Below are 24620 nucleotides of genomic sequence, written 5' to 3'. Positions count from 1 at the left end.
CGGCGCTACTCATTCAACGCGATCCGTGCAGACGGCCGCCATTTCGTCCAGCGCGGTGCGAACGGGTTCGTCGATCGGCAGGTCGCTGACGTGGTCGCGCGCGGAAGCGACACGGTCGCCGATCATCTGCTCGATCAGCTGCACCGCGCCCGTCTCGACGATCAGCGTTTTCCACCGGTCGATTGCATTGTCGTCGAGGGTTTCACGATTCGCCAGCTCGACGAGTTCACGCCGGGTCGACGCATCGGCCAGTTGGTGGGCGGCCACCACCACGCTCGTCGCCTTGCGCTCGAGCAGATCGCCGGCACTCGGCTTCCCCGTTACCGCCGGCGAGCCCAAAACCCCGAGCACGTCGTCGCGAAGCTGGAACGCCTCGCCGACGACGGCGCCGTAGCGGCCCAGTTGGGACAACGTCCGGTCGTCGCACTCGCCCATCGCCGCGCCGATCTCCAGCGGCCGGCGCACGGTGTAATTGCCGGACTTACGCCGTGCCACATCGAGCACGGCCTCCAGCCCAGGAACGTGCCGCGCGTCGTTCGTCAAGTCGGCGAACTGCCCGATCGCGAGCTCGGTGCGCATGGCGTCATAGCGCGGCCACGCGCGTTGCAGGCGCCGGGGCTCGACGCCGCTCTCGCGCAGCATCTGTTCGGCCCAGATGAGGCAGAGGTCACCCAGCAGGATGGCCGCCGATTCACCGAATCGCCGTGACGATCCGGACAATCCGCGCTCGCAATGCCATTGGCCGAATTGCCGATGCGCCGAGGGGCGGCCGCGCCGTTCGTCCGAACTGTCCATGACGTCGTCTTGGAGCAGGGCGAAGGCGTGCAGCAACTCGAAACTGGCCGCCGCTCGCACGGCCGCGTCGTGGGGCGGCGCGCCGCACAGCCAGCCCAGGTAAACGAACGTCGACCGCAGGCATTTACCGCCGGAGACGAACTGAACCAGAATGTCGCCGGCGGCGTCGATGCGCACCCCGTCGAGGTCGCCGGCACGGCGGGCTGCGATGAAATCGGCGACACCGTCCCACACCATCCGCCGCAAATCCGACCGCCACGATTCGAAGTCGTCACCGCTGAGCCAACCGATCGCCGCCGGCGCATCGGCGGGTGAAAACGACAAAGCTCTCATACTGCCCAAGCGCTCCCTCCCGGACGGCCTGGAATGGTCGAGGCCTGCGCGGCCCAAGCACACGCGTCATACCCGCCGATGAAGCGGGCAAAACCACAGCGAGGACCGACAGGCGCGCCCCCGCGCCGCCCGCTACGACATACCACCTTGTTCAATAACTTAAACATTAATTTAATGAACTTCACCGGTGGGCGCCAGTCGAGGCGACCGATTCGTGTCGTGTCCATCAAGTGCCTGACACCAGCGGCTGTGGGTGAAAGTTTAAGTAACTGAAATGTCACCCGATCGGCGATATGCTCACAGCGTTATGGACGCTGATGGGCAGCGCTGCGGCCGAGACGAGCTGGAGTCGCTGATATCGGCCGATCTGCGGGAGCTGTCAACCGAGTCCGATCAGATCGGTCGGTTGTTCGCGTTGATACATAGCCTGCGGCCCAACGATTTCCGTGCCTTGCTCTACATCATGGTGGCGGAGATGGGCGGGCGGCCGATGACCTCGAGCGACCTCAGTCAGCGGATGGGTCTGTCGGGCTCGGCGATCACCTATCTGGTGGACAGGCTGATCGACGCCGGTCATATCCGTCGGGACGACGACCCGGCCGACCGCCGAAAGGTGGTGTTGCGTAACGATGAATCCGGTCTTGCCACCGCCCGGTCGTTCTTCAGCCCGCTCAACGCGCATACCCGAGTCGCGCTCGCCGAGCTACCCGATACGGACCTGAGCGCCGCGCATCGAGTCTTCGCCGCGGTGATCGACGCGCTGCGTCGCTTTCAGCACGAACTGGTCGACGGGTCGACGAAACCCTAAGCGCTACAGCGGGCCACCGACGATTATGACGCGGCGCTGCGAGCAGGTTGCGTCCGCGCCGGTCTCGGCCGCGCCAGCTCGGACAGGAACCGTTGTCGCGCCCTCAGCATGTCTTCAAGGTTCTGAAATGCCTCGGGCACCGAACCGGCGATCGGCAGCCCGTTGTGATGCACGATCCGTAACAGGGGACGAACCGCCGCGCCGCCGACCACGCTGCAGTACACGCGCGCCTTGCGGAGCTCGTCGTTGAGTAATAGCAACGAGCGGAACCCCTCGACACTGACGAAACGCAGCTGGCTGAGGTCGAGCACCAGGGGGGTCTTGAGCCGGGCGAAGTTTCGGATCGCCTGGGTGAGGTCCGTTGCGTTCGAGGCGTCGACCTCGCCGTCGACGCGCAGGACCGTGCCGAGATTGCGCGCGTAGACGAAAAGGTTTGCCCGGTCGAAGTGAGCCATGTACCGGCACCGTGCGGGGTCGTATTGGTCCGCTGAATTTGCGGAGTTAATAGCAGCCATGAGACCGCCTATCGATCTTGGTGACGAGGGAGTGAACGGTGTTTTGCACACCGCTCCCGTTAGAGACGCAGCTGTGAACTCAACCTGTTCGGCAGCCTACCGCCCAGGTGAGCGTCCAGATGTCGATTCGCCGAACTGGCCCGGGCCGCGCGGCGAACCTGGCGCGAACCGGACCAGCGCTTTCCACCGCAGGTCGACGGATGTGGACCCGTGAAGTCTTCGTTTGCCGGCCTTCTGGCAACCAGCGCTTGTTCGCTTACCGGCCGACCGGAAAACGGTTTGGCCGCGCAGGCCGCGGGTATACGCGTGTCAAGTAGCAAACGCGAAGGGCCCCGGACGTGAGGGGTGATGCGTCCCAATGGAAGAGCTCGGCTGCCGCCTACGTCGGTTAGCGGCCGCATCCGCATTCACGACACTGCTTGTTGGCGTTCCGGGTCAGGCGGCTGCCGATCCGGGCGGCACGGTTTTCCCCGGAATGGAGATCCACCAAGGCAGCACGGTCTGCATGGTGGGATTGGTCGAGCCGCGGTTACGGGTCGCCATGACCAGTGGCCAATGCGATGGTGGGCAGTCGGTGGTAACCGACCGTGACCGCAGGCCGATCGGCAACGTGGTCTTGGGCCGGCGCCAAGTGGACGCGGATTCGGCCGCCGACACACTGCCGCCCGTGGAATACGAAGTCATTGCGATCGCGCCGGATGTGGCAGCGACCGATGTGCTGCCGACGGGGCGGCATCTGGGATCCGCGCCGGACACGCGCGCTCAGCCCGGGATGCCCGTATGCCAGCTGCGCGCCACCGGCCAGCGATGCGGCTCGGTCAGCTCGGTCGGCGACGGCCGCTTCGCCATCACCGGCATGGTTTCGGACAGCCGAGACTTCGGCGGCCCGGTTTACACCCTGACCGATGAACACAACGCTTTGATCGTGGGATTGGTCGAGGGCATGTGGAAGTCCGTACCCCAGATCGAGTCGTGGCAGGCGGTCATGGCGCAGGTCTACATCGACAGCCACACCTACAGCCCGCAACAGCATCCGCCCGCGCTGCGAATGATCGGCCGGCACGCAGGCGCTGCCGTCTCGCCCTGATCGACGCCGCCCACACCGCCGGCACGGCGGATTTGCGCGGGCCGGTTTTCACCGCCGCAGAATGGGAATCCGCCGCCGGTGAACGTTTTCGATCTTGTGGCGCTGCCCTTTCAGTGGGGCTCCGCGATCCGGGGTAAGCGGTTCTTCCATCCGATGGGGGTACTCGCGGAGGGCTTCATCGAGCGCGTTGCCCCCGCGGCCCAGGGCTTGCCGATCGCGTCTTCGGAAATCGTTGCGCGCGTGTCGAAGGCCAGCGGCACGCCCGGGGCGCTGCCCGACTTCATCGGCCTTGCCGTGCGGCTGCCCGCGTCGCAGCCGGCCGACAAGCCGTGGGACATCCTGCTCGTCTCGTCCGGGTCGGGGGTGCTGTCGCGTGCGCTGGCGCTACGGCCTGCCACATCGTGGAACGGTCAAACGCTGACCACACTGATGCCGTTGCACTACCGGGGCAACAACTGGTGGCTTCGGGCCCGGACCTCGAGCGAGATCGGCGGGTCCGGGTTGTCCCTGGACAGCGTGCGGTCCAAGCTCGAGCGCAGCAACATCGAGGTGGCGCTCGATCAAGCCTGCGGCCGAGGCGATTTCACAGCCTTGGCCCGTATCACGCTGACCACCGCCATCGATCCCGACGCCGACGGGGACGTGTCGTTCGACCCCGTCCTCAACACCGCACCCGGCTTGAGCCTGCATCCCCGCTGGCTCGCGGACCTGCGCGCCCGCGCCTATCAGCACAGCCGCGACGGCAGAGACGCCGAAGAGTAGCCGCCCGCTGTCAAGGAGGTAGCCGTGTCCAAGCGGATCGTCATCACCGGAGCCAGTGGCAACGTCGGCACCGCGCTGCTGCGCCGACTCGCCGAAGGCGGCACTGACTATGAGATCGTCGGTGTCACCCGCAGGCGCCCGCCGCCGGAGGGCGTGTATGGATCCGTCCAATGGCAGGAGCTCGACCTCGCGGACCCGGGCGTGGAAATCCAGCTGCTCAACGTTTTTCGCGGCGCACAGTGTGTGATCCATCTGGCGTGGGGGTTTCAACCCACGCGTAATACGCGCTACCTGGACGCGGTCGCCATCAACGGGAGCTCCGCCGTGCTGAGCGCTGCGCACAACGTCAAAGTTCCTCAGCTGGTGCACATGTCATCGGTGGGCACCTATGCACCCGGACGGTACGGGGAAAAGGTCGACGAATCGTGGTCGACGGCGGGCATCAGGTCGTCTGCCTACAGCCGGGCGAAATCCACGGTGGAGCATATGCTCGACGACTACGAGCGCCGCAATCCCGACGGCGTCGGCATCACCCGGATGCGGCCGGGATTCATCATGCAGCGCGACGCCGCGCCGGGTCTGCGCCGCTACACCCTGCCCGCATACCTGGACTCGCGATGGCTGCGCTGGCTGCCGGTGCTGCCGCTGGACCGCTCGCTGTGCGTGTCCGTGGTGCATGCCGACGACGTCGCCGACGCCTGCGTAAAGGCGATCGAGCGTGGCGCCACGGGTCCGTTCAATCTGGCCGCGGAACCGCCCGTGTCCCGCGACGACATCGCAAAAGTGTTGCGGGCACGCCCGATTCACGTGCCCTCGGGCCTGCTCGGGTTGGCGGTGGAGGCCTCGTGGCGTGCCCGATTGCAGCCGATCGACCGCGGCTGGCTCGATATGGCGTTTTCGCTGCCGCTGCTGGAGACCGGCCGGGCGCGCGGCGTGCTCGACTGGTCGCCGCACTGGGAATCGGTGGCCGCACTGGGCGACCTCATCGACGGGTTCCTGCACGCGTCGGGGACACCGAGCCCCGTGCTGAGGTCCCGGTCGTTGGTCGAGGCGCTAGGGCGCGACGTCACCGCCGGGCCGCTCACCGTCCGGCGGGTGCCGTGACGAGCATCGTCAACCGGTGCGTCCCAACAGGTGACGCAGCGCCTGATCCAGGTCCGGTTGGCGGAACCGATGCCCGGCTGCGGCGAGTTTGGCGGGCGCCACTCGCTGGCTCGCGCACGCCAGCTCGCGGGCGCCCTGCCCACCCAGCAGCAGCCGTGGACCCAGCGACGGCACCGGCAGCACCGCCGGCCGGTGCAACACCGCCGCCAGGGTAGTGGTGTAGTTGCTGTTGCGAACCTGTTGCGGTGCAACGGCATTCACCGGACCGGACAACGTGGCGTCCCACAGGGCACGGTGATAGACCTCCACCAGATCGTCGATCCCGATCCAGGACAGCCATTGTCGACCGTCGCCGAGGCGGCCACCCAGCCCGGCGCTGAACAGCGGACGCATCAGCTTCAACGTCCCCCCGGCGGGCGACTGCACGATGCCGGTGCGCACATGGACGACCCGCACCCCCGATTGCTGGGCGGGCGTGGTCGCCTCCTCCCAGTCGGTCACGACGTCGGCCAGGAACCCGTCGCCGCGATCGCTGTCCTCGGTAAGCGTTTCATCGCCCCGGTCGTATCCGTAGTAGCCGATCGCCGACGCCGAGATCAGCGTGCCCGGCCGGGACTCGCGGCGGCCCAGCAGTTCGGCGAGCCGTCGAGTCGGCCCAATCCTGCTGTCCCGGATAGCCTTCCGGTGCTTGTCGGTGAATCGGCCGGCGATCGAGGCGCCCGCGAGGTGGATCACCGCGTCGATCCCGTCGAACAGGTCCTGGTCGGGATCGTCGGGACTCCACCGTCGCTCATCGTCGCCGCCTGCGGAGTGGCGGACCAGCTTGATCACCCGATGCCCACCGGTGCGCAGGAAGGCGGTCAACGCCGAACCGACCAGCCCCGACGATCCGGTGATGGCGATCGTCAGGGATCGCAGTCCGTTCTCGGCGGCCAGCCGGTGGGCGGCCAAGTCGTCGGACAGCTGGCGATGCCGGTAATCGAACATGGGCCGCAACAGCGAACCGGGCACTGGTGTGTCGACCCTGTCGATCACCCTGGTGCGATTGTCTGGAAGATCTTCGAATTCGTGGGTGTGCCGCCAGCGCACCGCAATTCGCGCCGGGAGCGCGGCCAGGCCGTCGCCGCCGATGGCGTCGACGAAACGCCGCGGCGGGTCGTAGCCGTCGGGCTGATGGACCGCGACCCAGCGCAGACCCCCGGGCAGCGCCAGCGTGGCCCGCCCATCCTCGAGTGAGGTGGCCTCGGTGACCAGCCGCATCGGCTGCCACGGCGGCGAAAGCCGGGCGAACGCACCCGGCCTGCCATGCCAATCGAAAACGTCGGTGATGGGAGCGTCCACGACGCTCGAATAGTCCAGCCCCATGCCTCGAAGGTAGCCGCTACCGGTCCGGCAGGGCGTGTTCGATGATCGGCAGCCGGGCGTGCGGCTGCCGCACGCCACGCTTGGCCGACAGATACACCTGCGCGGTCTTGTCCGCGACCGTGTGCCAGTCGAAATCCGACGTGAGCCGTTCGCGGGCGGCGTGGGCGCGCCGCTGCGCGGCCTGCGGGTCGTCGAGCACGGTGCGCACCGCGGCTGCCAGCCGGGCCACGTCGCGGGGCGGGCACGAGACACCGGTCTGACCGTTGATCACCGCCTCGCCCAGGCCGCCGATGTCCGACGTCACCAGGGGAGTGCCCGCCGCGGCCGCCTCCAGCGCCACGATCCCGAACGGCTCGTAGTGACTGGGCAGCACCGCGGCGTCGGCGCGATGCAGGACGGCCAGCAGCTCGGCATGATCGAGATGCCCGACGAACCGAATCGCCTTGAGCACCCGGTGTTTACGGGCCTGCTCGATCAGCCAGGCCTGCTGGGTGCCCTCACCCGCGATGGTCAACGTGGTGCCCGGGTGGCTGCGCCTGATGCGGGGCAGCGCGGCGATGACGTCGTGCACACCCTTCTCGTATTCCAGCCGGCCCAGGTAGAGCAGCTCGGCCGGCCCGATGCGCGGCCGGCGCCGGGCAAACGGCCATCGTGCCGTCTCGATGCCGTTGCAGATCACGGTGATCTCGGCCAGGCCGGGGCCGAACAGCTCGGTGATTTCGTCGGCCATCGACGCCGAGCAGGTGATCAGCGAGTCGGATTCGCGCACCAGCCACGATTCGACCGCGTGCACCTGGCGGCTGATCGCACCGCTGACCCAGCCGGAATGCCGGCCGGCTTCGGTGGCGTGGATCGTGGAAACGATTGGCGCATCGTAGAACTGGGCCAGCGCTATCGCCGGATGGGCCACCAGCCAGTCGTGGGCGTGCACGACGTCGGGCCGCCAGGCGCGGTTGGTGCCCGGCTTCGTCAGGGGCAGACCGGCGCGGATCATGGAGTGGCCCATTGCGAGCGTCCACGCCATCATGTCGGTGCCGAAGGTGAATTCGTGCGGGTCCTGGGCGGCGGCGATCACCCGGACGCCCTCGCTGATGTGGTCCGACGACGGATGGCTGCGGGGATCGGTTCCGGTGGGACGCCGCGACAGCACGACGACGTCGTGACCGGCGGCGGCCAGCGCGGTCGACAGATGGTGGACGTGCCGGCCGAGGCCGCCGATCACCACCGGCGGGTATTCCCACGACACCATCAGGACTTTCACGCCGCGGCCCGCCTCATCGGGGCAGCCTGCGGGCGTCGAGGGCGCCGAACAGGCCGTCGGCGCGGTTCCATCCCTGCGCCAGCCGCTGCGCGGTCTCCCGCCGCCCGGACGCCAGTGCGTCGGCGATCTCGCGGGTGGCGTGCGCGTGCAGGTGCGCGCGGTAGCGGGCGTAATCCGTGGCCGAGTCCTTGCTGACCATGAAAGGCCAGTCACTGGAGACGGTGAGCAGCGTTTCGCGCAGGATCTGATCGGCGACGTGGTCGCGGGGGATGGGCCCGTCCAGCGACGCCGTCTGGGACAGCGCCTTGTCGACGGTGCTCAACGCCATGTCGACCACTTCGCTGTTCAGCGCGACCAGATCGGCGACCTGGTCGCCGGCCCAAACCTGCCAGTCCTTGCCCGAGCCCCACGAGCTGGGCGGCAGGTCCACCGGGGTCCCGACGAAACCGTCGGCGAGGGCGTCAGTCAGCGTGCCCACTCGGACGCCGGCCTCGGGCAGGGCCCGCAGCACCCGCTCCAGCCACGTCGGGCCCTCGTACCACCAGTGGCCGAACAGCTCGGTGTCGAAGGCGGCGACCACATGAGCCGGTCGCCCGATGCGGTCGGACTCCGAGAGCAGGCGGTTGCGGACCACGTCGACGAAGTCGGCGACGTGGATGTCGACAGCGTGGTCGGCGCGCTCGGGGTCGTAGGGCGCCTTGTCCTGCGAGGACACGTTGCGGCCGGTCACCCTGGCCGGCTTGAGTCCGGTGAGGTGGTCGTAGGTGTGGAAATCGCGGTACGCGGCGTGCCCGGGGTAGCCGGATTTCGGTGACCACACCCGGTAGCTGACCTGCAGGTCACGCCCGAACGCGACCACCTCGGTGTCGCCGACGGGCCGGCCCAGCGCCGTGTCGCCGTGCAGCGACGGACCGTCGACCATGAAATGAGTGACGCCCGCGGCGGAATAGTCGTGCTCCATGCCGGGCGCGTAGGCGCATTCGGGCGCCCAGATCCCGCCCGGGCGGTGCCTCAGACGAGCATGCGCATCGGCCAAACCCTCGCGCAGCGCGAACTCACGCAGCCGCGGCGCCAGCAGCGGCTGGAACGGATGGGCCAGCGGGCCGCCGAGCAGCTCCACCGCGCCCGCGTCGAGCAGGTTGCGCAGCAAGGGGCTGCCGCCGTGCCGCCACAGCGTGGCGAAGTCGTCCAGCGCTCGCTGCGCCTCGGCGGATTCGCGAATCCCTAAGGCGCGCAACGCTTCCGGTGTGCATGACTGGTAGCCGACCGACTTCGAGCGGGGAGCGGACCGCACGCTGGTGGCCTCCAGGCCGCGCAGCCGCCAGTTGGCCAGCCAGTGATGCATGCCGTCCAGGCAGTAGGGGTCGTCGAGCTGCGCGTTCACCACCGGGGTGACGCCCAGTGTGAGCACGCCGCGGCGCTCTTCGCCGGCCAAGGTGTTCAGCACGCGCATCAGCGGCAGGTAGGCCGCCGCCCAGGATTGATACAGCCACTCCTCGCCGACCGGCCAGCGGCCGTGGTGGGCCAGCCAGGGCAGGTGGGTGTGCAAAACCAGGGTGAAGAGGCCGGGAACGCGGTTCTGCGGCGCGCTCACGGGGCTACCGCGATTGCGATCAGGTCGAGGCTGTCATCGATGGGGTAGCCCGTGCGGGTACCCGCATCGGCCTCGACCAGGTCGAAGTCCCCGATGGTGACGGCGGCGACGTCGGCCACCAGCTGCGGCGGCCACGGCGCATCGGCGACCGCCCGCGCGATCTGCGCGTCGATGATCGAGCCGCCGTGCCGGGCATCCATCTCGCGAAGCCTCGGGCCGTGGAACAGGCCGCTGATCGACACGTCGGTGAAGCCGCCGTCGATGAGCAGCTGGGTCAGTTCCGCGGCGTCGAGCTCCCGGGTGTGGAACGGGTTGACCGGGGTGTCGCGACCCGGGGAGAAGGTGATCCGATTGGGCGTCGACATCATCAGAAGGCCCGACGGCCGCAGCACTCGGGCGCACTCGATGACGAACTGTGTTTGGTCCCACAGGTGTTCGATCACCTGGAAGTTGACCACAACATCCACCGACGAGTCGGGCAGCGGCAGCCGCGCGAGGTTCGCCTGCATGACGTCCACCCGCGGGTAGCGGCTGCGGACATGGGCCACCGCGGCCTCGTCGTAATCCACCGCGATGACCCGGCGGGCGACCCCGGCGATCAGATCGGCGCCGTAACCCTCGCCGCAGCCGGCCTCGAGTACGTCGGCGCCCACGCAACGCTCGGCAAGCCGCTGGTAGACGACCTCGTGGCGGCGAAACCAGTAGTTCTCGATGTCCAAACCCGGGATGGTGCGCTCGCCCGTCAGCATCATCACGGCGTCACCCGCCGAGGCGGTGTCGCCGGGGGTGTGCTGCGGGACGTCAGGGACCGGTGCGCTCATTGCATAGGCAGGCTAACGCGAAGTGTCGGATTCGCGAACCGGGGAAGCGGACCCCCGCGTACTCAGGCGGCGGACGGGCTGCGAGAACGTGCCGCCCGGCGACGACCCCGACCGCGGCAGTGGACGAGGGAGGAGCGGGCAATATGGCCTGAGCGACCAGCTATGGTGTGAATGCATACCGCACAAAGTTACCGGGTAGTAACACGGCCGTGCGTTGCGAAAAACGCGTACCGAGGTTTCGCAGTCGATTGCTGCGAGCCCCCCTTCTAGGAGGACGAACCACACTCATGACGAACATCGTGGTCCTGATCAAGCAGGTCCCAGACACCTGGTCGGAGCGCAAGCTGTCTGACGGCGACTACACGTTGGACCGCGAGGCCGCCGACGCGGTGCTCGACGAGATCAACGAGCGCGCGGTGGAAGAGGCGCTGCAGATCCGCGAGCGCGAGGGCGGCGAAGGCTCGGTGACCGTGTTGACCGCGGGTCCTGAGCGCGCCACCGAGGCGATCCGCAAGGCGCTGTCGATGGGCGCCGACAAGGCCGTCCATCTCAAGGACGACGGCCTGCACGGCTCGGACGTGGTGCAGACCGGATGGGCCCTGGCGCGCGCGCTGGGCACCATCGAGGGCACCGAGCTGGTCATCGCCGGCAACGAGGCCACCGACGGGACCGGCGGCGCGGTGCCGGCCGTGATCGCCGAGTACCTGGGCCTGCCGCAGCTCACCCACGTGCGCAAGCTCTCCATCGAGGGCGACAAGGTCACCGGCGAACGGGAGACGGACGAGGGCGTGTTCACGCTCGAGGCCACCCTGCCCGCGGTGGTCAGTGTCACCGAGAAGATCAACGAGCCGCGCTTCCCCTCGTTCAAGGGCATCATGGCCGCCAAGAAGAAAGAGGTCACTGTGCTGACCCTGGCGGAGATCGGGGTCGAGAGCGACGAGGTCGGGCTGGAAAACGCCGGATCGACCGTGCTGTCGTCGACGCCGAAGCCGCCGAAGACCGCGGGCGAGAAGGTCACCGACGAGGGCGAGGGCGGAAACGACGTCGCCAAGTACCTGGTTGCCCAGAAGATCATCTGACCGATTCCCTCAAGACGAGAAGAGCGAAATAACCCATGGCTGAAGTACTGGTGCTCGTCGAGCACGCAGAAGGTGCGCTGAAGAAGGTCACCTCCGAACTGATCACCGCCGCCCGCGCGCTGGGCGAGCCCGCCGCCGTCGTGGTCGGCGCTCCCGGGACCGCCGCGCCCTTGGTCGACGGGCTCAAGGAGGCCGGCGCCGCCAAGATCTACGTCGCCGAGTCCGATGACGTCGACAAATACCTGATCACCCCGGTGGTCGACGTGCTGGCCTCGCTTGCCGAGTCCAACTCGCCCGCCGCGGTGATCCTGTCGGCCAACGCCGACGGCAAGGAGATCGCCGGCCGGCTCGCGGCCCGGATCGGATCCGGCCTGCTGGTCGACGTGGTCGAGGTCAAGGAAGGCAACAAGGCGACCTACTCCATCTTCGGTGGCGCGTTCACGGTGGAGGCGCAGGCCAACGGCGACACCCCGGTGATCACCGTGCGCGCCGGCGCCGTCGACGCCGAACCGCAGGCCGGTGCCGGCGAAGAGGTCAAGGTCGAGGTCCCGGCCCAGGCGGAGAACGCCACCAAGATCACCGCCCGCGAGCCCGCGGTCGCCGGTGACCGTCCGGAACTGACCGAGGCCACCATCGTCGTCTCCGGTGGTCGCGGTGTCGGCAGCGCGGAGAACTTCAGCGTCGTCGAGGAGCTGGCCGACTCGCTGGGTGCGGCCGTCGGTGCGTCGCGCGCCGCCGTCGACTCCGGCTACTACCCGGGCCAGTTCCAGGTGGGCCAGACCGGTAAGACCGTCTCGCCGCAGCTCTACATCGCGCTGGGCATCTCGGGTGCCATCCAGCACCGCGCGGGCATGCAGACGTCCAAGACGATCATCGCGGTCAACAAGGACGAAGAGGCGCCCATCTTCGAGATCGCCGACTACGGCGTGGTGGGCGACCTGTTCAAGGTCGCGCCGCAGCTGACCGAGGCGATCAAGACTCGCAAGGGCTGAGCCTCTCGGCCGCACGGCCCCCGGCACCGCGGTGCCGGGGGCTTTTGCGTTCGGTCACGGCACAGGGGCGCCGTGTCCACACCGTGAACCGGACTCCGAATCCGCTAGCGCCCGTGCTAGTGGATTGCCAAGCCGCGCAATGGTTCTCGGGGCCGGGCGTCGACCTCCGCTAGGCGCCGGTCAGCATCGCGTCGATGCGGCGCACCGCGACGGAACACACCGTCAGGTAGGGGGCGGACCACCACGGCACCGAAATGCTCACCCGCGAGCCACCACCCACCGCGTCCACCCGATGCCGGGTCGCCGGCACACCGGCCACCTTCCACGCCCAGTGGCGCCCCGGCTCGTACTCGGTGACTTCGAACGGCACCGCGATCAGCAGGGAGGTCTGCACGGTGCCGGTGGCATGCAAGGCCAGCTCGGTGTGTGGCGCGTCGAGGCGGGCGCGGCGAATCGTCGGGCCCCACTTCGGCCACGCGTCCAGGTCGACCAGCAATTCCCACACCGCGGCCGGGGGCGCCGCGGTGTATTTGTCCACGGTCAACATCACGGCGCGGCCTGCCCGAGCCGGTGCTGTTGTTCGACGACGTCGTCGAGATCGGTGAGTCGCCGCAGGCCCGCCAACGGTTGGATCATGCGCCGGTTGCCCGCCAGAGACTTCTCGTTGCGGTTCAGGAACGACCAGTAGCCGCCCGTGAAGGGGCAGGCGCGCTCACCCACCCGCTCGGTGGGGCGATACGAGCAGTCCGCGCAATAGTCGCTCATGCGGTTGATGTAGGCACCCCCCGCGGCGTAGGGCTTCGTCGCCATCAGGCCGCCGTCCGCGTGCTGCGACATGCCCACGACATTGGCGACCATCACCCACTCGTAGCCGTCGACGAAGCACCGGTGGAACCAGTCGGTGACCGCCGTGGGATCCCACCCGCGCTGCAGCGCGTAGTTGGACAACACCATCAGCCGCGGGATGTGATGCGCCCAGCCGTGGTCGCGCACCTGGGCCAGCACGTCTTTGAGGCAGCGCGCTTCGACCGCGTCGGCGTCGAGGTCGGCGAACCAGTTCGGCAGCCCCGCGCGCGCGTTGAGCGCGTTGCGGTGCCGATAGTCGGGTCCGAAATGCCAATAGACGTGCCAGATGTAGTCGCGCCACCCGATCAGCTGGCGGATGTAGCCCTCGACGCTGTTGAGTGCGGCGTCGCCCGCCCGGTAGGCGTCTTCGGCCGCGTACGCACAATCCAGCGGGTCCAGCAGGCCCAAATTCATCGGCGCGGACAGCAGGCTGTGCGCCATGAACCGGTCACGCGAGAGCATGGCGTCCTCGTGAGGGCCGAAGTGCGGCAACCGATCCCGCAGGAACACCCGCAGGGCGGACTGCGCTTCGGTTGCGGTGACGGGGAATTCGCGCGGCCCGTCGCGGCCGACGAAGGTGACGGCGCCGTCGCGTTCCCAGCGGTCCAGGTCGGCGCGCACCTGCTCGTCGATGTCGTCCTCGACGGGGCGCCAGGGCGCGGGCACGTCCAATGTCTTCGCGTGCTTGGGCGCCGGCTCGCGGTTGTCGGCGTCGAAGTTCCACCGACCGCCCGCGGGCTGGCTCCCGTCCATCAACAGGTCGAACCGGCGGCGCGCGTCGCGGTAGAAGTTCTCCAGCAGCAGCGTGCGCTGCCGCTTGGCCCACTCGTCGAACTCCGCGCGGTCGGTGCAGAACCCGCGCGGGGGCAGCACGTCGATCGCCGGCTTCGACCGCACGAAGCGATCCGCCGCCCAGGTGGTGGGCTGACACACGCTGATTCGCTCCGGCACCCGTTCCAGGGCTTCGCCGTAGGTACGGGTCTGCAGGAACTGTGCCTGGTCGCCCAGTTCGGCCGCGCGGTGGCGCAGTGCGGACAGCACGAGGTGGGCCTTGCGGCGGTGGAATCGGCGGCGTTCGAAGACCGCGCGGGACTCGATCAGCAGCACGGGCTGGGCGGGGTGATCCAGGAAGTGCGGGCCCAGTTGATCGGCGAAGCACCAGCGGCGAGGAGTCCGGATCGTCGACGAACTAGTCACCCTGCACGTGCTACCCGGTGCGGTGCGGGCTCAACCGTGGGCAATCGGCAACGCAGCGTTCATCCCGCCGTCGCGTGCTGTGTGAGCCGCGTCGCACCGCTGGGGCCTGCGCGCACAGTTCGTCATCTGACGTGCACCGACACGTCACAGCGGCGATGCCGACTAGCTCATCCACTAAGCCACGTTGGGGTTCATGAGCGTTGCTTCGGTCCTCATACCCAGCGAAAAGCCCACCGGCTCGCCGGCCGCACCCCGCTACTCCCTGTTGCTGTCCACCGACCCCGCCATGATCGAGGCCGCGCAGCGACTCCGGTACGACGTGTTCACCAGCACGCCGGGCTTCGCACTGCCGGCGGCCGACCCGGGTGGCCGGGACCTCGACCGGTTCGACGAGTTCTGTGACCACCTGCTGGTGCGCGACGACGACACCGGTGAGCTGGTCGGTTGCTACCGGATGCTGGCGCCCGCGGGGGCCATCGCGGCCGGCGGGCTCTACACCGCCACCGAGTTCGACATCCGCGCGCTCGACCCACTGCGGCCGTCGCTCGTGGAGATGGGACGCGCCGTGGTGCGCGAGGGGCATCGCAACGGCGGCGTCGTGCTGTTGATGTGGGCGGGCATCCTGGCCTATCTGGACCGCTACGGCTACGACCACGTGACCGGCTGCGTGTCGGTGCCCATCGGCGGCGAATCCGACGTGGCCCCCGGAAGCCAACTGCGCGGTGTCCGCGACTTCATCCTCAGCCGGCATGGGGCGCCACCGGAATATCGCGTGTACCCGTACCGGCCGGTGGTCGTCGACGGGAAGGGCATTGACGACATCGAGGCGCCGGCGCGCCCCTCGGTCCCCGCCTTGATGCGGGGTTACCTGCGGCTGGGCGCCCAGGTGTGCGGCGAACCGGCGCACGACCCGGACTTCGGCGTGGGCGATTTCTGCGTCCTGCTGGGCAAAGCGCACGCCGACACCCGATACCTGAAGCGACTCCGATCGGTCTCCGCGGCGTCGGAAATGGCGGGCGGCCGGCGATGAACGCGGGGCACTCGTGGCTTCCGCGCGCATCGTGCGATGCACGCTGTGTGGGTGCGAGCGCCGTGGTGACGTCGAGCCCGCTGCGCAGCGCGCTGCGGATGACCCTGCGCCTGTCGCTGGCGCTGCTGTTGGCGCCCGGACTGCCGCTGCTGGCGGTGCCGTTGCCGGGCCGCACCCGAGTGCAGCGCATCTATTGCCGGTTGGTGCTGCGTTGCCTGGGCGTGCGAATCACCGTGACGGGCAACCCGATTCGTAACCTGAGTGGGGTGCTGGTGGTGAGCCCGCACATGTCCTGGGTCGACGTCTTCGCGATCGGGTCGGTGCTGCCCGGATCGTTCGTCGCGCGCGCCGACATGTTCACCGGCCCGGCGACCGGGATCGTCGCGCGCTTCCTGAAGATCATCCCGATCGAGCGGTCCAGTCTGCGGCGCCTGCCCGGTGTTGTCGACGCCGTCGCCCGGCGGCTGCGGGCCGGCCAGACGGTGGTGGCCTTCCCCGAGGGCACCACCTGGTGTGGTCAGTCCGGCGACGATGCCGCCCGCGTAGCGGGCGGAGGTGGAGCCGGACCATCCCACAGAGGTCGTGGCGCCTTCTACCCGGCGATGTTTCAGGCCGCCATCGACGCCGGCCGCCCGGTGCAGCCGCTGCGGCTGACCTACCACCACGTCGACGGCAGCCCCTCGACGGTGCCGGCCTTCGTCGGCGACGAGACCCTGCTGAGCTCGATCCGCCGGCTGCTCGTCGTGCCGCGCACGCTGGCGCGGCTGCACGTCGAGTCTCTCCAGCTCCCGGGGACCGACCGGCGCGCCCTGGCCGGCCGGTGCCAATCCGCGGTGGGTGCAACAACCGCCCCGGGCGCTGGTCACGGGCACATGCTGGTGGCCTGAGCAAACCGGCGGGCCGGTATCGTGGGTCGCGTCATGGTCTACCTCGATCACGCCGCCACCACCCCGATGCACCCCGCCGCCGTCGAGGCGATGACGGCTGTGCTGGGCACGGTCGGCAACGCGTCGTCGCTGCACACCAGTGGCCGGGCGGCGCGGCGCCGCATCGAAGAATCCCGTGAGCTGATCGCCGACAGGCTGGGCGCGCGCCCCTCGGAGGTCATCTTCACCGCCGGCGGCACCGAGAGCGACAACCTGGCGGTCAAGGGCATCTACTGGGCACGCCGCGACGCCGAGCCACGCCGGCGGCGCATCATCACCAGCGAGGTCGAACACCACGCCGTGCTGGACTCGGTCAACTGGCTCGTCGAACACGAGGGAGCCGAGGTCACCTGGCTTCCCACCGCCGCCGACGGTTCGGTGTCGGCGACGGCGCTGCGCGAGGTGCTCTCGCGCCACAGCGACGTCGATGACGTGGCTCTCGTGTCGGTGATGTGGGCCAACAACGAGGTCGGCACGGTCATGCCCGCCGCCGAACTCGCCGCCGTCGCCGCCGAATTCGGCGTGCCGATGCACAGCGACGCCATTCAGGCGGTCGGGCAGTTGCCGGTCGACTTCGCCGCCAGCGGATTGTCGGCGATGAGCGTGGCCGCGCACAAATTCGGCGGACCGCCGGCCGTGGGTGCGCTGCTGCTGCGTCGCGACGTCGCCTGCGTGCCGCTGGCGCACGGCGGTGGGCAGGAGCGCGACATCCGTTCGGGCACCGCCGATGTCGCCGGTGCGGTCGGGATGGCGGCGGCCGCCCGGATCTCGGTCGACGGGCTCGAGGCCAACAGCGCCCGGCTGCGCGCGTTGCGCGACCGCCTGGTCGACGGCGTGCTGGGCGGCATAGAGGACGTCACACTCAACGGTGCCCGCGATCCGCAGCGCCTGCCCGGCAACGCGCATTTCACGTTCCGCGGCTGTGAGGGCGATGCGCTGTTGATGCTGTTGGACGCCAACGGAATCGAGTGCTCGACGGGGTCGGCGTGCACCGCCGGTGTCGCGCAGCCCTCGCACGTGCTGATCGCCATGGGCGCCGACGCGACCAGCGCTCGCGGGTCTCTGCGACTCTCGTTGGGCCACACCAGCGTTGACGCGGACGTAGACGCGGTGCTGCGGGTACTGCCCGGGGCGGTCGACCGCGCCCGTCGCGCCGCGCTGGCCGCCGCGGGGGCGTCCTAAGTGAAAGTGCTTGCTGCCATGAGCGGTGGCGTCGACTCGTCGGTCGCCGCCGCCCGGATGGTCGACGCCGGACATGACGTGGTCGGCGTGCACCTGGCGCTGTCCAGCGCGCCCGGCACGCTGCGCACCGGCTCGCGCGGGTGCTGCTCGAAGGAAGACGCCGCCGACGCGCGCCGCGTCGCCGATGTGCTCGGAATCCCGTTCTACGTCTGGGATTTCGCGGAAAGGTTCAAATCCGAAGTCATCGACGAATTCGTGTCGTCGTATGCGCGCGGCGAGACCCCCAACCCGTGCGTGGTCTGCAATCAGAAGATCAAGTTCTCGGCGCTGTCGGCGAAAGCCGTTGCACTCGGGTTCGACACGGTGGTCACCGGCCACTACGCCCGGCTGCAGGACGGCCGGCTGCGTCGCGCCGTCGATCACGACAAGGACCAGTCGTACGTGCTGGCCGTCCTGAGCGCCGAGCAGTTGCGCCACGCGGCGTTCCCGATCGGGGACACCCCCAAGCCGCAGATCCGGGCCGAAGCCGCCCGGCGCGGTCTGACGGTCGCCGAAAAGCCGGACAGTCACGACATCTGCTTCATCCCCTCGGGCAACACCCGCGCCTTCTTGGGCGAGCGCATCGGGGTGCGCCGCGGTGCGGTGGTCAATGCCGACGGAACCGTGCTCGCCGAGCATGACGGCGTGCACGGTTTCACTGTCGGACAGCGCAAGGGCCTCGGCATCGCCGGGCCGGGGCCCGACGGCGGCCCGCGCTACGTGACCTCGATCGACGCCGAGACCGGCACCGTGCACGTGGGCGAGGCAGCCGATCTCGAGATACGCGAAATGGTCGGCCGGACACCGGTTTTCACCTCGGGCGTCACGCCGTCCGGCCCGGTGGAGTGCGCGGTGCAGGTGCGCGCGCACGGCGAAACAGCAGACGCGGTAGCCGAACTGGTCGACGACGAGCTGGTCGTGCGGCTGCGCGCGCCGATGCGCGGCGTGGCCCGCGGCCAGACGCTGGTGCTGTATCGGCCCGATCCCGACGGGGACGAGGTGCTCGGCAGCGCCATCATCGCCGGCACCACCCGCTGATCCGGGCTATCGCGGCATGTTCGCGGAGATATTCGTCATCACGATGTCGGACACCGATTGCGCGAACCCGCAGAAGGTGACCTCCAGCATGGCCACCGACAGGATCCGGTAGTCGCGGCCGCACCCGCCGGGCCGCAGGTGCAGCGAGGTCGCGTCGGCGTTCCAGTCACCGACGTAGAGCTGCCCGCTCGAGCCGTTCGCACAGTCGCCGACGGTGCTCACCAGCGCGCCGAAGGCACGGCGGGCGGTGTCGGCGTCGCGATAGGCCGCCGCGCCCTCGGAGATCAACGCGCCATCGGGTGGGTCCTGAAACGTCGTCTTGTGGAAGGCCTCGAGGTCGCGCCCGAACGTCGCCGTCTCGGCGTAGACGAACCGGCACTCGCGCGGCGCGTTATCGGCCAGCGCGTCGATGTCCACCGGGCTGGTGCCGTCCATCGACGGGATGATGGTCAGATGCTCACCGGCGCCGGTGATCGCGCGCATCCGCGACTGGTCCAGCAGGATCGTGTCGACGTCGACGCCCTGCACCACCCTGCGGCCCGCGCCGGATCCCGCCACGGCCGCGCCGTCCACCACCCGCGAGCACGACGCCACCAGCGCCACCACCGCGCACAGCAGCGGTAGCCACGCGGATTTCGCCTTCTGCGACACGTCTTCGCACCCCTTTGGCGTTGAACCTACCCGCGCCGCCCCGCCGCACACAGACCCCTGCCAGCAGGCGGACGGTGCGACGTCGAATACGGTTGTCCGGTGAGTGTTTTCACCCATCCCTTCGCGAGCGCCAGCGGCGTCGGGTCGTGGCCCGGCGTCGCAGCGCGCCGAGCGGCCGAAGTCGTGGTGGGTGAGCTCGGGGGCGCGCTGGCGCACATCGTCGAGCTGCCCGCGCGCGGAGTCGGCGCCGACCTGATCGGCCGGGCCGGCGCGCTGCTGGTCGACGTGGCCATCGACACGGTGCCGCGCGGCTACCGGCTTGCCGCCCGGCCCGGGGCGGTCACCCGCCGCGCCATCAGCCTGCTCGACGAGGACATGGACGCGCTCGAAGAGGCATGGGAAGCGGCCGGCCTGCGCAGCGACGGCCGGGTGGTGAAGGTGCAGGCGCCGGGCCCGACCACCCTGGCGGCCGAGATCGAGTTGGGCAACGGCCATCGGGCGATCACCGACCCCGGGGCCCTACGCGACCTGGCGGCGTCGCTGGCCGAGGGCGTGTCGGCGCATCGCGCGGGGCTGGCCCGCCGGCTCGAGGCGGAAGTGGTTGTGCAGTTCGACGAGCCGTCGCTGCCCAAGGCCCTGGGCGGCGCGCTGAGCGGGGTGACCGCGCTGAACCCGGTGGCGCCGATCGACGAGGAGGTGGCCGCTGGGCTGCTGGACACCTGCGCCCGAACCGTGGGCGGCGAGGTGCTGCTGCACTGCTGCGCTCCCGGCCTGCCATGGGATCTCCTGCAGCGCAGCATGTTTCGGGCCGTCTCGGTCGACGCCAGCGCACTGAACGCGGCGGATCTGGACGGTGTCGCCGAGTTCGTGGAGTCCGGCCGCACCGTCGCGCTGGGGGTGGTCGCGGGCAACGCTCCGCCGCGTCGCCCGTCGGCGCGGGAGGTGGCCGCCGCGGTGGTCGCGGTGACCGATCGCCTCGGCTTCGCCCGTGCGGCGCTGCGCGACCGCATCGGTGTGACGCCCGCGTGTGGTCTGGCCGGCGCGACGCCCGAGTGGGCGCGCACCGCGATCGAGCTCGCCCGCACAGCGGCCGAGATGTTCGCCGAGGATCCGGACGCCATCTGATTGCGTTCGGTGCGCCGAGATTGCCCCGATCGCTGTCACCCGGCCTCCTCGCGCAACCGCCACGGCAATCTCGCCGGGCCTACGAAGGGGAGTGCACGCGCCCGGTTTCGCGTCGGTGTCCTCGGATAGCCTGCCAAGGTGAGCGCAGCAGAAGCCGATTCGGTATCGCCCGAGGTTCGCCGGCAGTGGCAGGACCTGGCCGAAGAGGTTCGTGAACACCAGTTCCGCTACTACATCAAGGACGCGCCGATCATCTCGGACGCCGACTTCGACGCGATGTTCAACGAGCTTCTCGCGCTGGAGGAGCGTCATCCCGAACTCCGGGTGCCCGATTCGCCGACGCAGCTGGTCGGCGGGGCGGGTTTCGCCACCGAGTTCGCCGAGGCGGCGCACCTGGAGCGGATGCTGAGCCTCGACGATGTGTTCGATCGCGACGAGCTGGTGGCCTGGAGCAACCGCGTCGAGAACGAAGTCGGCAAGCAGCCGTACTACCTGTGCGAGCTCAAGATCGACGGGGTTGCCCTGGCGCTGGTGTACCGAGACGGCCGGCTGGAACGCGCCGCGACCCGGGGCGACGGCCGGGTCGGCGAGGACGTGACGCTCAACGCCCGCACCATCGACGACGTCCCGGAGCGGCTGTCCGCCAGCAAGGACTTCCCGATTCCCGCCCTGCTCGAGGTGCGCGGCGAGGCGTTCTTCCGGCTCTCCGATTTCGAGGCGCTCAACGCCAGCCTGGTCGAAGACGGCAAGCCGCCGTTCGCCAACCCCCGCAACAGCGCCGCGGGCTCGCTGCGCCAGAAGAACCCGGCCGTCACCGCCCGGCGCAAGCTGCGGATGATCTGCCACGGCATCGGCCGCACCGAGGGGTTCGCGCCGAAGACTCAGCACGAGGCCTACACCGCGCTGAGCGCGTGGGGGCTGCCGGTGGCCGAACAGACCGCGCGGGTGCGCGGCCTTGCCGCCATCGAGGAGCGGATCGGCTATTGGGGCGAGCACCGCTACGACCTCGAGCACGAAATCGACGGCGTGGTGGTCAAAGTCGACGACGTGGCGCTGCAGCGCCGGCTCGGCACCACTTCTCGCGCGCCGCGCTGGGCCGTCGCGTACAAGTACCCGCCCCAGGAGGCACAGACCAAGCTGCTCGACATCCGCGTCAACGTCGGACGCACCGGGCGCGTCACCCCGTTCGCGTTCATGACGCCGGTGAAGGTGGCCGGGTCGACGGTGGGGCTGGCCACCCTGCACAACGCCGCCGAGGTGAAGCGCAAGGGCGTGCTGATCGGCGACACGGTGATGATCCGCAAAGCCGGCGACGTGATCCCCGAGGTGCTCGGCCCCGTCGTCGACCTGCGCGACGGCTCCGAACGCGAATTCGTCATGCCCACCGCGTGTCCCGAGTGCGGCACCACGCTGGCGCCGGCCAAGGAGGGCGACGCCGACATCCGCTGCCCCAACGCCCGGTCGTGTCCGGCGCAGTTGCGGGAGCGGGTGTTTCACGTCGCCGGCCGCGGGGCGTTCGACATCGAGGGACTCGGCTACGAAGCCGCTACCGCGTTGCTGAAGGCCGGCGTGATCGCCGACGAGGGCGACCTTTTCACGCTCACCGAGGACGACCTGTTGCGCACCGAGCTGTTCCGGACGAAGGCAGGTGCCTTGTCCGCCAACGGCAGACGGCTGCTCGACAACCTGGACAAGGCCAAGAAGGTGGCGCTGTGGCGCGTCCTGGTGGCGCTGTCGATCCGGCACGTCGGGCCGACGGCCGCGCGTGCCCTGGCGACCGAGTTCGGCGATCTGGACTCGATCATGTCGGCGTCGACCGAGCGGCTGGCCGCCGTGGAAGGCGTCGGCCCGACGATCGCCGCCGCGCTCACCGAATGGTTCACCGTCGACTGGCACTGCGCGATCGTCGACAAGTGGCGGGCGGCCGGCGTGCGGATGGCCGACGAACGCGACACCAGTGTGCGGCGCACGCTGGAGGGGCTGACGGTGGTGGTCACCGGTTCGCTCGCCGGCTTCTCCCGCGACGACGCCAAGGAGGCGATCCTGACGCGTGGCGGAAAGGCGGCGGGCTCGGTGTCGAAGAAGACCGACTACGTGGTGGCCGGCGATTCGCCGGGTTCCAAGTACGACAAGGCGATCGAGCTGGGGGTGCCCGTCCTGGACGAGGACGGCTTCCGGAAGCTGCTGGCCGAGGGCCCGTCGGAAACCCCGGCGGAGTGAGGCGATGAGCGGCCGATACGGCGATTCCACCCGAAGCCTCAAAGCCGTTGATGTGCAAGCTGTTTCGGGGCAGCCGGTAGCACCGCAGGCGGTGCTCGCCGCCACCTACCACCTGTCCGACGACGAGACGGGCGCGCTGGACAGCTATGGTCGCAGCTCCAATCCGACCTGGCGGCAACTGGAGTCGGCGCTCGCCGAGCTCGAGGGTGCCACGGGCGCGCGGGTGTTCGGCTCGGGCATGGCGGCCATCAGCGCCGTCTTGCGCGCGCTGGCGACGCCGGGGTCGACGGTGGTGGTGCCGGCCGACGGCTACTACCAGGTGCGCCGCTACGCCCGCGAAGACTTGGCGCCCGGGGGTGTGACGGTCATCGAGGCGTCCAGCTCGCAGATCTATGACGCCGCCGCGGAAGCCGACGTGGTGCTGGCCGAAACGCCCACCAACCCGGCGCTGGACGTGATCGATGTGCACCGGTTGGCCGCCATCTGCCGGGGCCGCAACGCGCGCTTGATCGTCGACAACACCGCCGCGACCCCGCTTGGGCAACAGCCGTTGTCGTTGGGTGCCGACGCGGTGGTGGCCAGCGCGACCAAGGCGTTGTCGGGTCACGGTGACCTCCTGGCCGGCTACGTCGCCACCAACGAGCCCGAACTGCTCGCCGCGGTGGAGCGACACAGGCTGCTCGCGGGTGCGATCGTGGGCGGGTTCGAGGCATGGCTTCTGTTGCGCAGCATGGGAACTGCCGGTTTGCGCTTCGAACGCCAATGCCAGAACGCCCGGGCTCTGGCGACCATGCTGGCCCGTCACCCGGCGGTGCGGGCGGTGCGCTACCCCGGATTGCCCGACGACCCGGCCCATCCGGTGGCGATGGCGCAAATGCGCCGATTCGGGTCATTGGTCTCGATCGAATTGGCCGACGCGGCCGCGGTGCACGCGCTGGTGGACCGCAGCGAACTGTTGATCGCGTCCACTAGTTTCGGCGGCCTGCACACGTCGGTGGACCGCCGGGCGCGCTGGGGAGACCCGGTCGCCGACGGATTCGCGCGCATCTCGCTGGGCATCGAAGACACCGACGACCTGCTCGCCGACATCGAACGCGCGCTGATGGGCCTCTGCTGACGAAGTCACATTCGTCGCGTTCGACTGCGCCGAAATTGGTCCGCATCGCCTGAGCGGCTCTATCGTGGGCTCTATGACCCAGACGGCCGACCGGTGCGAGCAGGCATCGCCGTGGTCGCCGCGCGAGGCCGAGATATTGGCCGTGACCCTGGCGCTACTGCAGGAACACGGCTATGACCAGCTGACGGTGGACGCGGTGGCCAACGCCGCGCGCGCCAGCAAGGCCACGGTTTATCGCCGCTGGCCGTCCAAAGCCGAATTGGTGCTGGCCGCCTTCATCGAAGGTGTCCGTCAGGTGGCCGTGCCGCCGAACACCGGCACGCTGCGCGGCGACCTGCTGAGCCTGGGGGAGACCATCAGCCAGGAGTGTGGCCAGCACGCCGGCACCATCCGCGCGGTGATGGTCGAGGTGTCGCGGCACCCCGCGCTCAACGACGCCCTTCAGCACCAATTCCTCGATCAGCGCAAAGCCATGATCCAGCACGTGCTGCATCAGGCCGTCGACCGTGGCGAGATCACCGAGGACGTCATCACCGACGAACTCTGGGACCTACTGCCCGGTTATCTCATCTTCCGGTCGATCATTCCCGGTCGCCCGCCTACGCGGGGAACCGTCAAAGCGTTCGTCGACGGGTTCCTCATTCCCGGCCTGACCAAGTCCGCCGGATAACACACCGCCTTTTCCGCCCGGACCGGAGAATATACGCGCGCGTCTCTTGTACAGTACGGTCCC

The 24620-nt window shown here is 69.3% G+C and carries 23 protein-coding genes; 14 read left to right on the top strand and 9 right to left on the bottom strand.

Translation table 11 applies throughout. From position 1 onward, the window contains the following. Positions 1–9: 9 nt before the first annotated feature. On the bottom strand, positions 10–1128 hold the full coding sequence (locus AC5Y7E_RS08265) for a polyprenyl synthetase family protein (RefSeq protein WP_499948430.1): 1119 nt from the start codon (positions 1126–1128) through the stop codon (positions 10–12). A gap of 307 nt (positions 1129–1435) precedes the next feature. Here AC5Y7E_RS08265 and AC5Y7E_RS08260 point away from each other — a divergent pair, with 307 nt between their 5' ends. Further along, a complete protein-coding gene (locus AC5Y7E_RS08260; protein WP_499948429.1) occupies positions 1436–1936 on the top strand; it encodes a MarR family winged helix-turn-helix transcriptional regulator in 501 nt (166 codons plus the stop codon). 23 nt (positions 1937–1959) lie between these two features. Here the strand turns inward: AC5Y7E_RS08260 and AC5Y7E_RS08255 are convergent, their stop codons facing one another. Beyond that, a complete protein-coding gene (locus tag AC5Y7E_RS08255) occupies positions 1960–2391 on the bottom strand; it encodes an STAS domain-containing protein (protein WP_499948427.1) in 432 nt (143 codons plus the stop codon). A gap of 418 nt (positions 2392–2809) precedes the next feature. On the opposite strand from AC5Y7E_RS08255, the gene AC5Y7E_RS08250 reads away from it, so the two are divergent. From AC5Y7E_RS08250 to AC5Y7E_RS08240, 3 genes are all read left to right on the top strand, one after another. Then, positions 2810–3538, top strand: a complete 729-nt coding sequence (locus AC5Y7E_RS08250; protein WP_499948425.1) for an Rv1815 family serine proteinase — start codon at positions 2810–2812, stop codon at positions 3536–3538. 78 nt (positions 3539–3616) lie between these two features. After that, positions 3617–4300 carry a phosphodiesterase gene (locus tag AC5Y7E_RS08245; RefSeq protein WP_499948424.1) on the top strand — a complete coding sequence of 228 codons (684 nt, stop codon included), beginning with the start codon at positions 3617–3619 and terminating at the stop codon, positions 4298–4300. A 24-nt stretch (positions 4301–4324) separates the two neighbouring features. Then, complete coding sequence (locus AC5Y7E_RS08240) at positions 4325–5404, top strand: NAD-dependent epimerase/dehydratase family protein (protein ID WP_499948422.1); 1080 nt, start codon at positions 4325–4327, stop codon at positions 5402–5404. A 9-nt stretch (positions 5405–5413) separates the two neighbouring features. On the opposite strand, the gene AC5Y7E_RS08235 is transcribed toward AC5Y7E_RS08240, so the two are convergent. The 4 genes from AC5Y7E_RS08235 to AC5Y7E_RS08220 are packed head-to-tail and all read right to left on the bottom strand — an operon-like array spanning position 5414 to position 10445. After that, on the bottom strand, positions 5414–6769 hold the full coding sequence (locus AC5Y7E_RS08235; protein ID WP_499948420.1) for a TIGR01777 family oxidoreductase: 1356 nt from the start codon (positions 6767–6769) through the stop codon (positions 5414–5416). A 16-nt stretch (positions 6770–6785) separates the two neighbouring features. After that, the gene (locus AC5Y7E_RS08230) at positions 6786–8030 is read right to left on the bottom strand and encodes a glycosyltransferase family 4 protein (protein WP_499948418.1); all 1245 of its coding nucleotides are present in this window, start codon (positions 8028–8030) and stop codon (positions 6786–6788) included. Positions 8031–8043: 13 nt separating this feature from the next. After that, positions 8044–9624: a 1,4-alpha-glucan branching protein domain-containing protein gene (locus tag AC5Y7E_RS08225; protein ID WP_499948416.1), complete on the bottom strand. Its 1581-nt coding sequence runs from the start codon at positions 9622–9624 to the stop codon at positions 8044–8046. Further along, entirely contained in the window at positions 9621–10445 is an 825-nt protein-coding gene (locus AC5Y7E_RS08220) for a class I SAM-dependent methyltransferase (protein ID WP_499948414.1), read from the bottom strand. Before AC5Y7E_RS08220 ends, AC5Y7E_RS08225 begins: the two co-directional genes overlap by 4 nt. Before the next feature lie 287 nt (positions 10446–10732). Between AC5Y7E_RS08220 and AC5Y7E_RS08215 the strand changes: the two genes are divergently transcribed. Both AC5Y7E_RS08215 and AC5Y7E_RS08210 read left to right on the top strand, forming a co-directional pair. Further along, positions 10733–11524, top strand: a complete 792-nt coding sequence (locus tag AC5Y7E_RS08215; protein ID WP_067356298.1) for an electron transfer flavoprotein subunit beta/FixA family protein — start codon at positions 10733–10735, stop codon at positions 11522–11524. A 35-nt stretch (positions 11525–11559) separates the two neighbouring features. Beyond that, positions 11560–12516 carry an electron transfer flavoprotein subunit alpha/FixB family protein gene (locus tag AC5Y7E_RS08210; protein WP_067356295.1) on the top strand — a complete coding sequence of 319 codons (957 nt, stop codon included), beginning with the start codon at positions 11560–11562 and terminating at the stop codon, positions 12514–12516. Positions 12517–12685: 169 nt separating this feature from the next. On the opposite strand, the gene AC5Y7E_RS08205 is transcribed toward AC5Y7E_RS08210, so the two are convergent. After that, the gene (locus tag AC5Y7E_RS08205) at positions 12686–13063 is read right to left on the bottom strand and encodes an SRPBCC family protein (protein WP_499920231.1); all 378 of its coding nucleotides are present in this window, start codon (positions 13061–13063) and stop codon (positions 12686–12688) included. After that, the gene (locus AC5Y7E_RS08200; protein WP_499948411.1) at positions 13063–14559 is read right to left on the bottom strand and encodes a cryptochrome/photolyase family protein; all 1497 of its coding nucleotides are present in this window, start codon (positions 14557–14559) and stop codon (positions 13063–13065) included. The genes AC5Y7E_RS08205 and AC5Y7E_RS08200 overlap by 1 nt, the downstream gene beginning before the upstream one ends. A gap of 193 nt (positions 14560–14752) precedes the next feature. Here AC5Y7E_RS08200 and AC5Y7E_RS08195 point away from each other — a divergent pair, with 193 nt between their 5' ends. The 4 genes from AC5Y7E_RS08195 to mnmA are packed head-to-tail and all read left to right on the top strand — an operon-like array spanning position 14753 to position 18774. Next, positions 14753–15589: a GNAT family N-acetyltransferase gene (locus AC5Y7E_RS08195; protein ID WP_499948409.1), complete on the top strand. Its 837-nt coding sequence runs from the start codon at positions 14753–14755 to the stop codon at positions 15587–15589. Further along, positions 15586–16476, top strand: coding sequence for a lysophospholipid acyltransferase family protein (locus AC5Y7E_RS08190; RefSeq protein WP_499948408.1), 891 nt, complete (start codon positions 15586–15588; stop codon positions 16474–16476). The genes AC5Y7E_RS08195 and AC5Y7E_RS08190 overlap by 4 nt, the downstream gene beginning before the upstream one ends. Before the next feature lie 33 nt (positions 16477–16509). Continuing rightward, the gene (locus tag AC5Y7E_RS08185) at positions 16510–17697 is read left to right on the top strand and encodes a cysteine desulfurase family protein (protein WP_499948407.1); all 1188 of its coding nucleotides are present in this window, start codon (positions 16510–16512) and stop codon (positions 17695–17697) included. Next, positions 17698–18774 carry a tRNA 2-thiouridine(34) synthase MnmA gene (gene mnmA, locus AC5Y7E_RS08180; protein WP_499948405.1) on the top strand — a complete coding sequence of 359 codons (1077 nt, stop codon included), beginning with the start codon at positions 17698–17700 and terminating at the stop codon, positions 18772–18774. A 6-nt stretch (positions 18775–18780) separates the two neighbouring features. Here the strand turns inward: mnmA and AC5Y7E_RS08175 are convergent, their stop codons facing one another. Beyond that, positions 18781–19425: a sensor domain-containing protein gene (locus AC5Y7E_RS08175; RefSeq protein ID WP_499920143.1), complete on the bottom strand. Its 645-nt coding sequence runs from the start codon at positions 19423–19425 to the stop codon at positions 18781–18783. Positions 19426–19524: 99 nt separating this feature from the next. On the opposite strand from AC5Y7E_RS08175, the gene AC5Y7E_RS08170 reads away from it, so the two are divergent. The 4 genes from AC5Y7E_RS08170 to AC5Y7E_RS08155 all read left to right on the top strand — a co-directional run bounded on the left by AC5Y7E_RS08170 (position 19525) and on the right by AC5Y7E_RS08155 (position 24557). Continuing rightward, positions 19525–20550, top strand: coding sequence for a uroporphyrinogen decarboxylase/cobalamine-independent methonine synthase family protein (locus AC5Y7E_RS08170; RefSeq protein ID WP_499948404.1), 1026 nt, complete (start codon positions 19525–19527; stop codon positions 20548–20550). 138 nt (positions 20551–20688) lie between these two features. After that, positions 20689–22770, top strand: a complete 2082-nt coding sequence (gene ligA / locus AC5Y7E_RS08165) for an NAD-dependent DNA ligase LigA (protein WP_499920145.1) — start codon at positions 20689–20691, stop codon at positions 22768–22770. Between the two features lie 4 nt (positions 22771–22774). Beyond that, complete coding sequence (locus tag AC5Y7E_RS08160) at positions 22775–23887, top strand: cystathionine gamma-lyase (RefSeq protein ID WP_499948403.1); 1113 nt, start codon at positions 22775–22777, stop codon at positions 23885–23887. Between the two features lie 61 nt (positions 23888–23948). Further along, positions 23949–24557: a TetR/AcrR family transcriptional regulator gene (locus tag AC5Y7E_RS08155; RefSeq protein WP_499920232.1), complete on the top strand. Its 609-nt coding sequence runs from the start codon at positions 23949–23951 to the stop codon at positions 24555–24557. The last annotated feature ends 63 nt before the right edge of the window (positions 24558–24620 follow it).

The sequence above is a fragment of the Mycobacterium sp. NGS17 genome, from assembly GCF_059813205.1.
The sequence above is the reverse complement of the archived record's forward strand: the minus strand, read 5'-3'. Positions and strand labels throughout refer to the sequence as shown.

What these genes read in the sequence shown, in the direction of transcription:
- AC5Y7E_RS08195 (WP_499948409.1), top strand. Translation starts at nt 14,753, where the DNA reads ATGAGCGTTGCTTCGGTCCTCATACCCAGCGAAAAGCCCACCGGCTCG.
- AC5Y7E_RS08160 (WP_499948403.1), top strand. Translation starts at nt 22,775, where the DNA reads ATGAGCGGCCGATACGGCGATTCCACCCGAAGCCTCAAAGCCGTTGAT.
- AC5Y7E_RS08220 (WP_499948414.1), bottom strand. Translation starts at nt 10,445, where the DNA reads ATGAGCGCACCGGTCCCTGACGTCCCGCAGCACACCCCCGGCGACACC.
- AC5Y7E_RS08250 (WP_499948425.1), top strand. Translation starts at nt 2,810, where the DNA reads ATGGAAGAGCTCGGCTGCCGCCTACGTCGGTTAGCGGCCGCATCCGCA.
- AC5Y7E_RS08185 (WP_499948407.1), top strand. Translation starts at nt 16,510, where the DNA reads ATGGTCTACCTCGATCACGCCGCCACCACCCCGATGCACCCCGCCGCC.
- AC5Y7E_RS08260 (WP_499948429.1), top strand. Translation starts at nt 1,436, where the DNA reads ATGGACGCTGATGGGCAGCGCTGCGGCCGAGACGAGCTGGAGTCGCTG.
- AC5Y7E_RS08190 (WP_499948408.1), top strand. Translation starts at nt 15,586, where the DNA reads ATGAACGCGGGGCACTCGTGGCTTCCGCGCGCATCGTGCGATGCACGC.
- AC5Y7E_RS08235 (WP_499948420.1), bottom strand. Translation starts at nt 6,769, where the DNA reads ATGGGGCTGGACTATTCGAGCGTCGTGGACGCTCCCATCACCGACGTT.
- AC5Y7E_RS08255 (WP_499948427.1), bottom strand. Translation starts at nt 2,391, where the DNA reads ATGGCTCACTTCGACCGGGCAAACCTTTTCGTCTACGCGCGCAATCTC.
- AC5Y7E_RS08265 (WP_499948430.1), bottom strand. Translation starts at nt 1,128, where the DNA reads ATGAGAGCTTTGTCGTTTTCACCCGCCGATGCGCCGGCGGCGATCGGT.
- AC5Y7E_RS08210 (WP_067356295.1), top strand. Translation starts at nt 11,560, where the DNA reads ATGGCTGAAGTACTGGTGCTCGTCGAGCACGCAGAAGGTGCGCTGAAG.
- AC5Y7E_RS08215 (WP_067356298.1), top strand. Translation starts at nt 10,733, where the DNA reads ATGACGAACATCGTGGTCCTGATCAAGCAGGTCCCAGACACCTGGTCG.
- AC5Y7E_RS08205 (WP_499920231.1), bottom strand. Translation starts at nt 13,063, where the DNA reads ATGTTGACCGTGGACAAATACACCGCGGCGCCCCCGGCCGCGGTGTGG.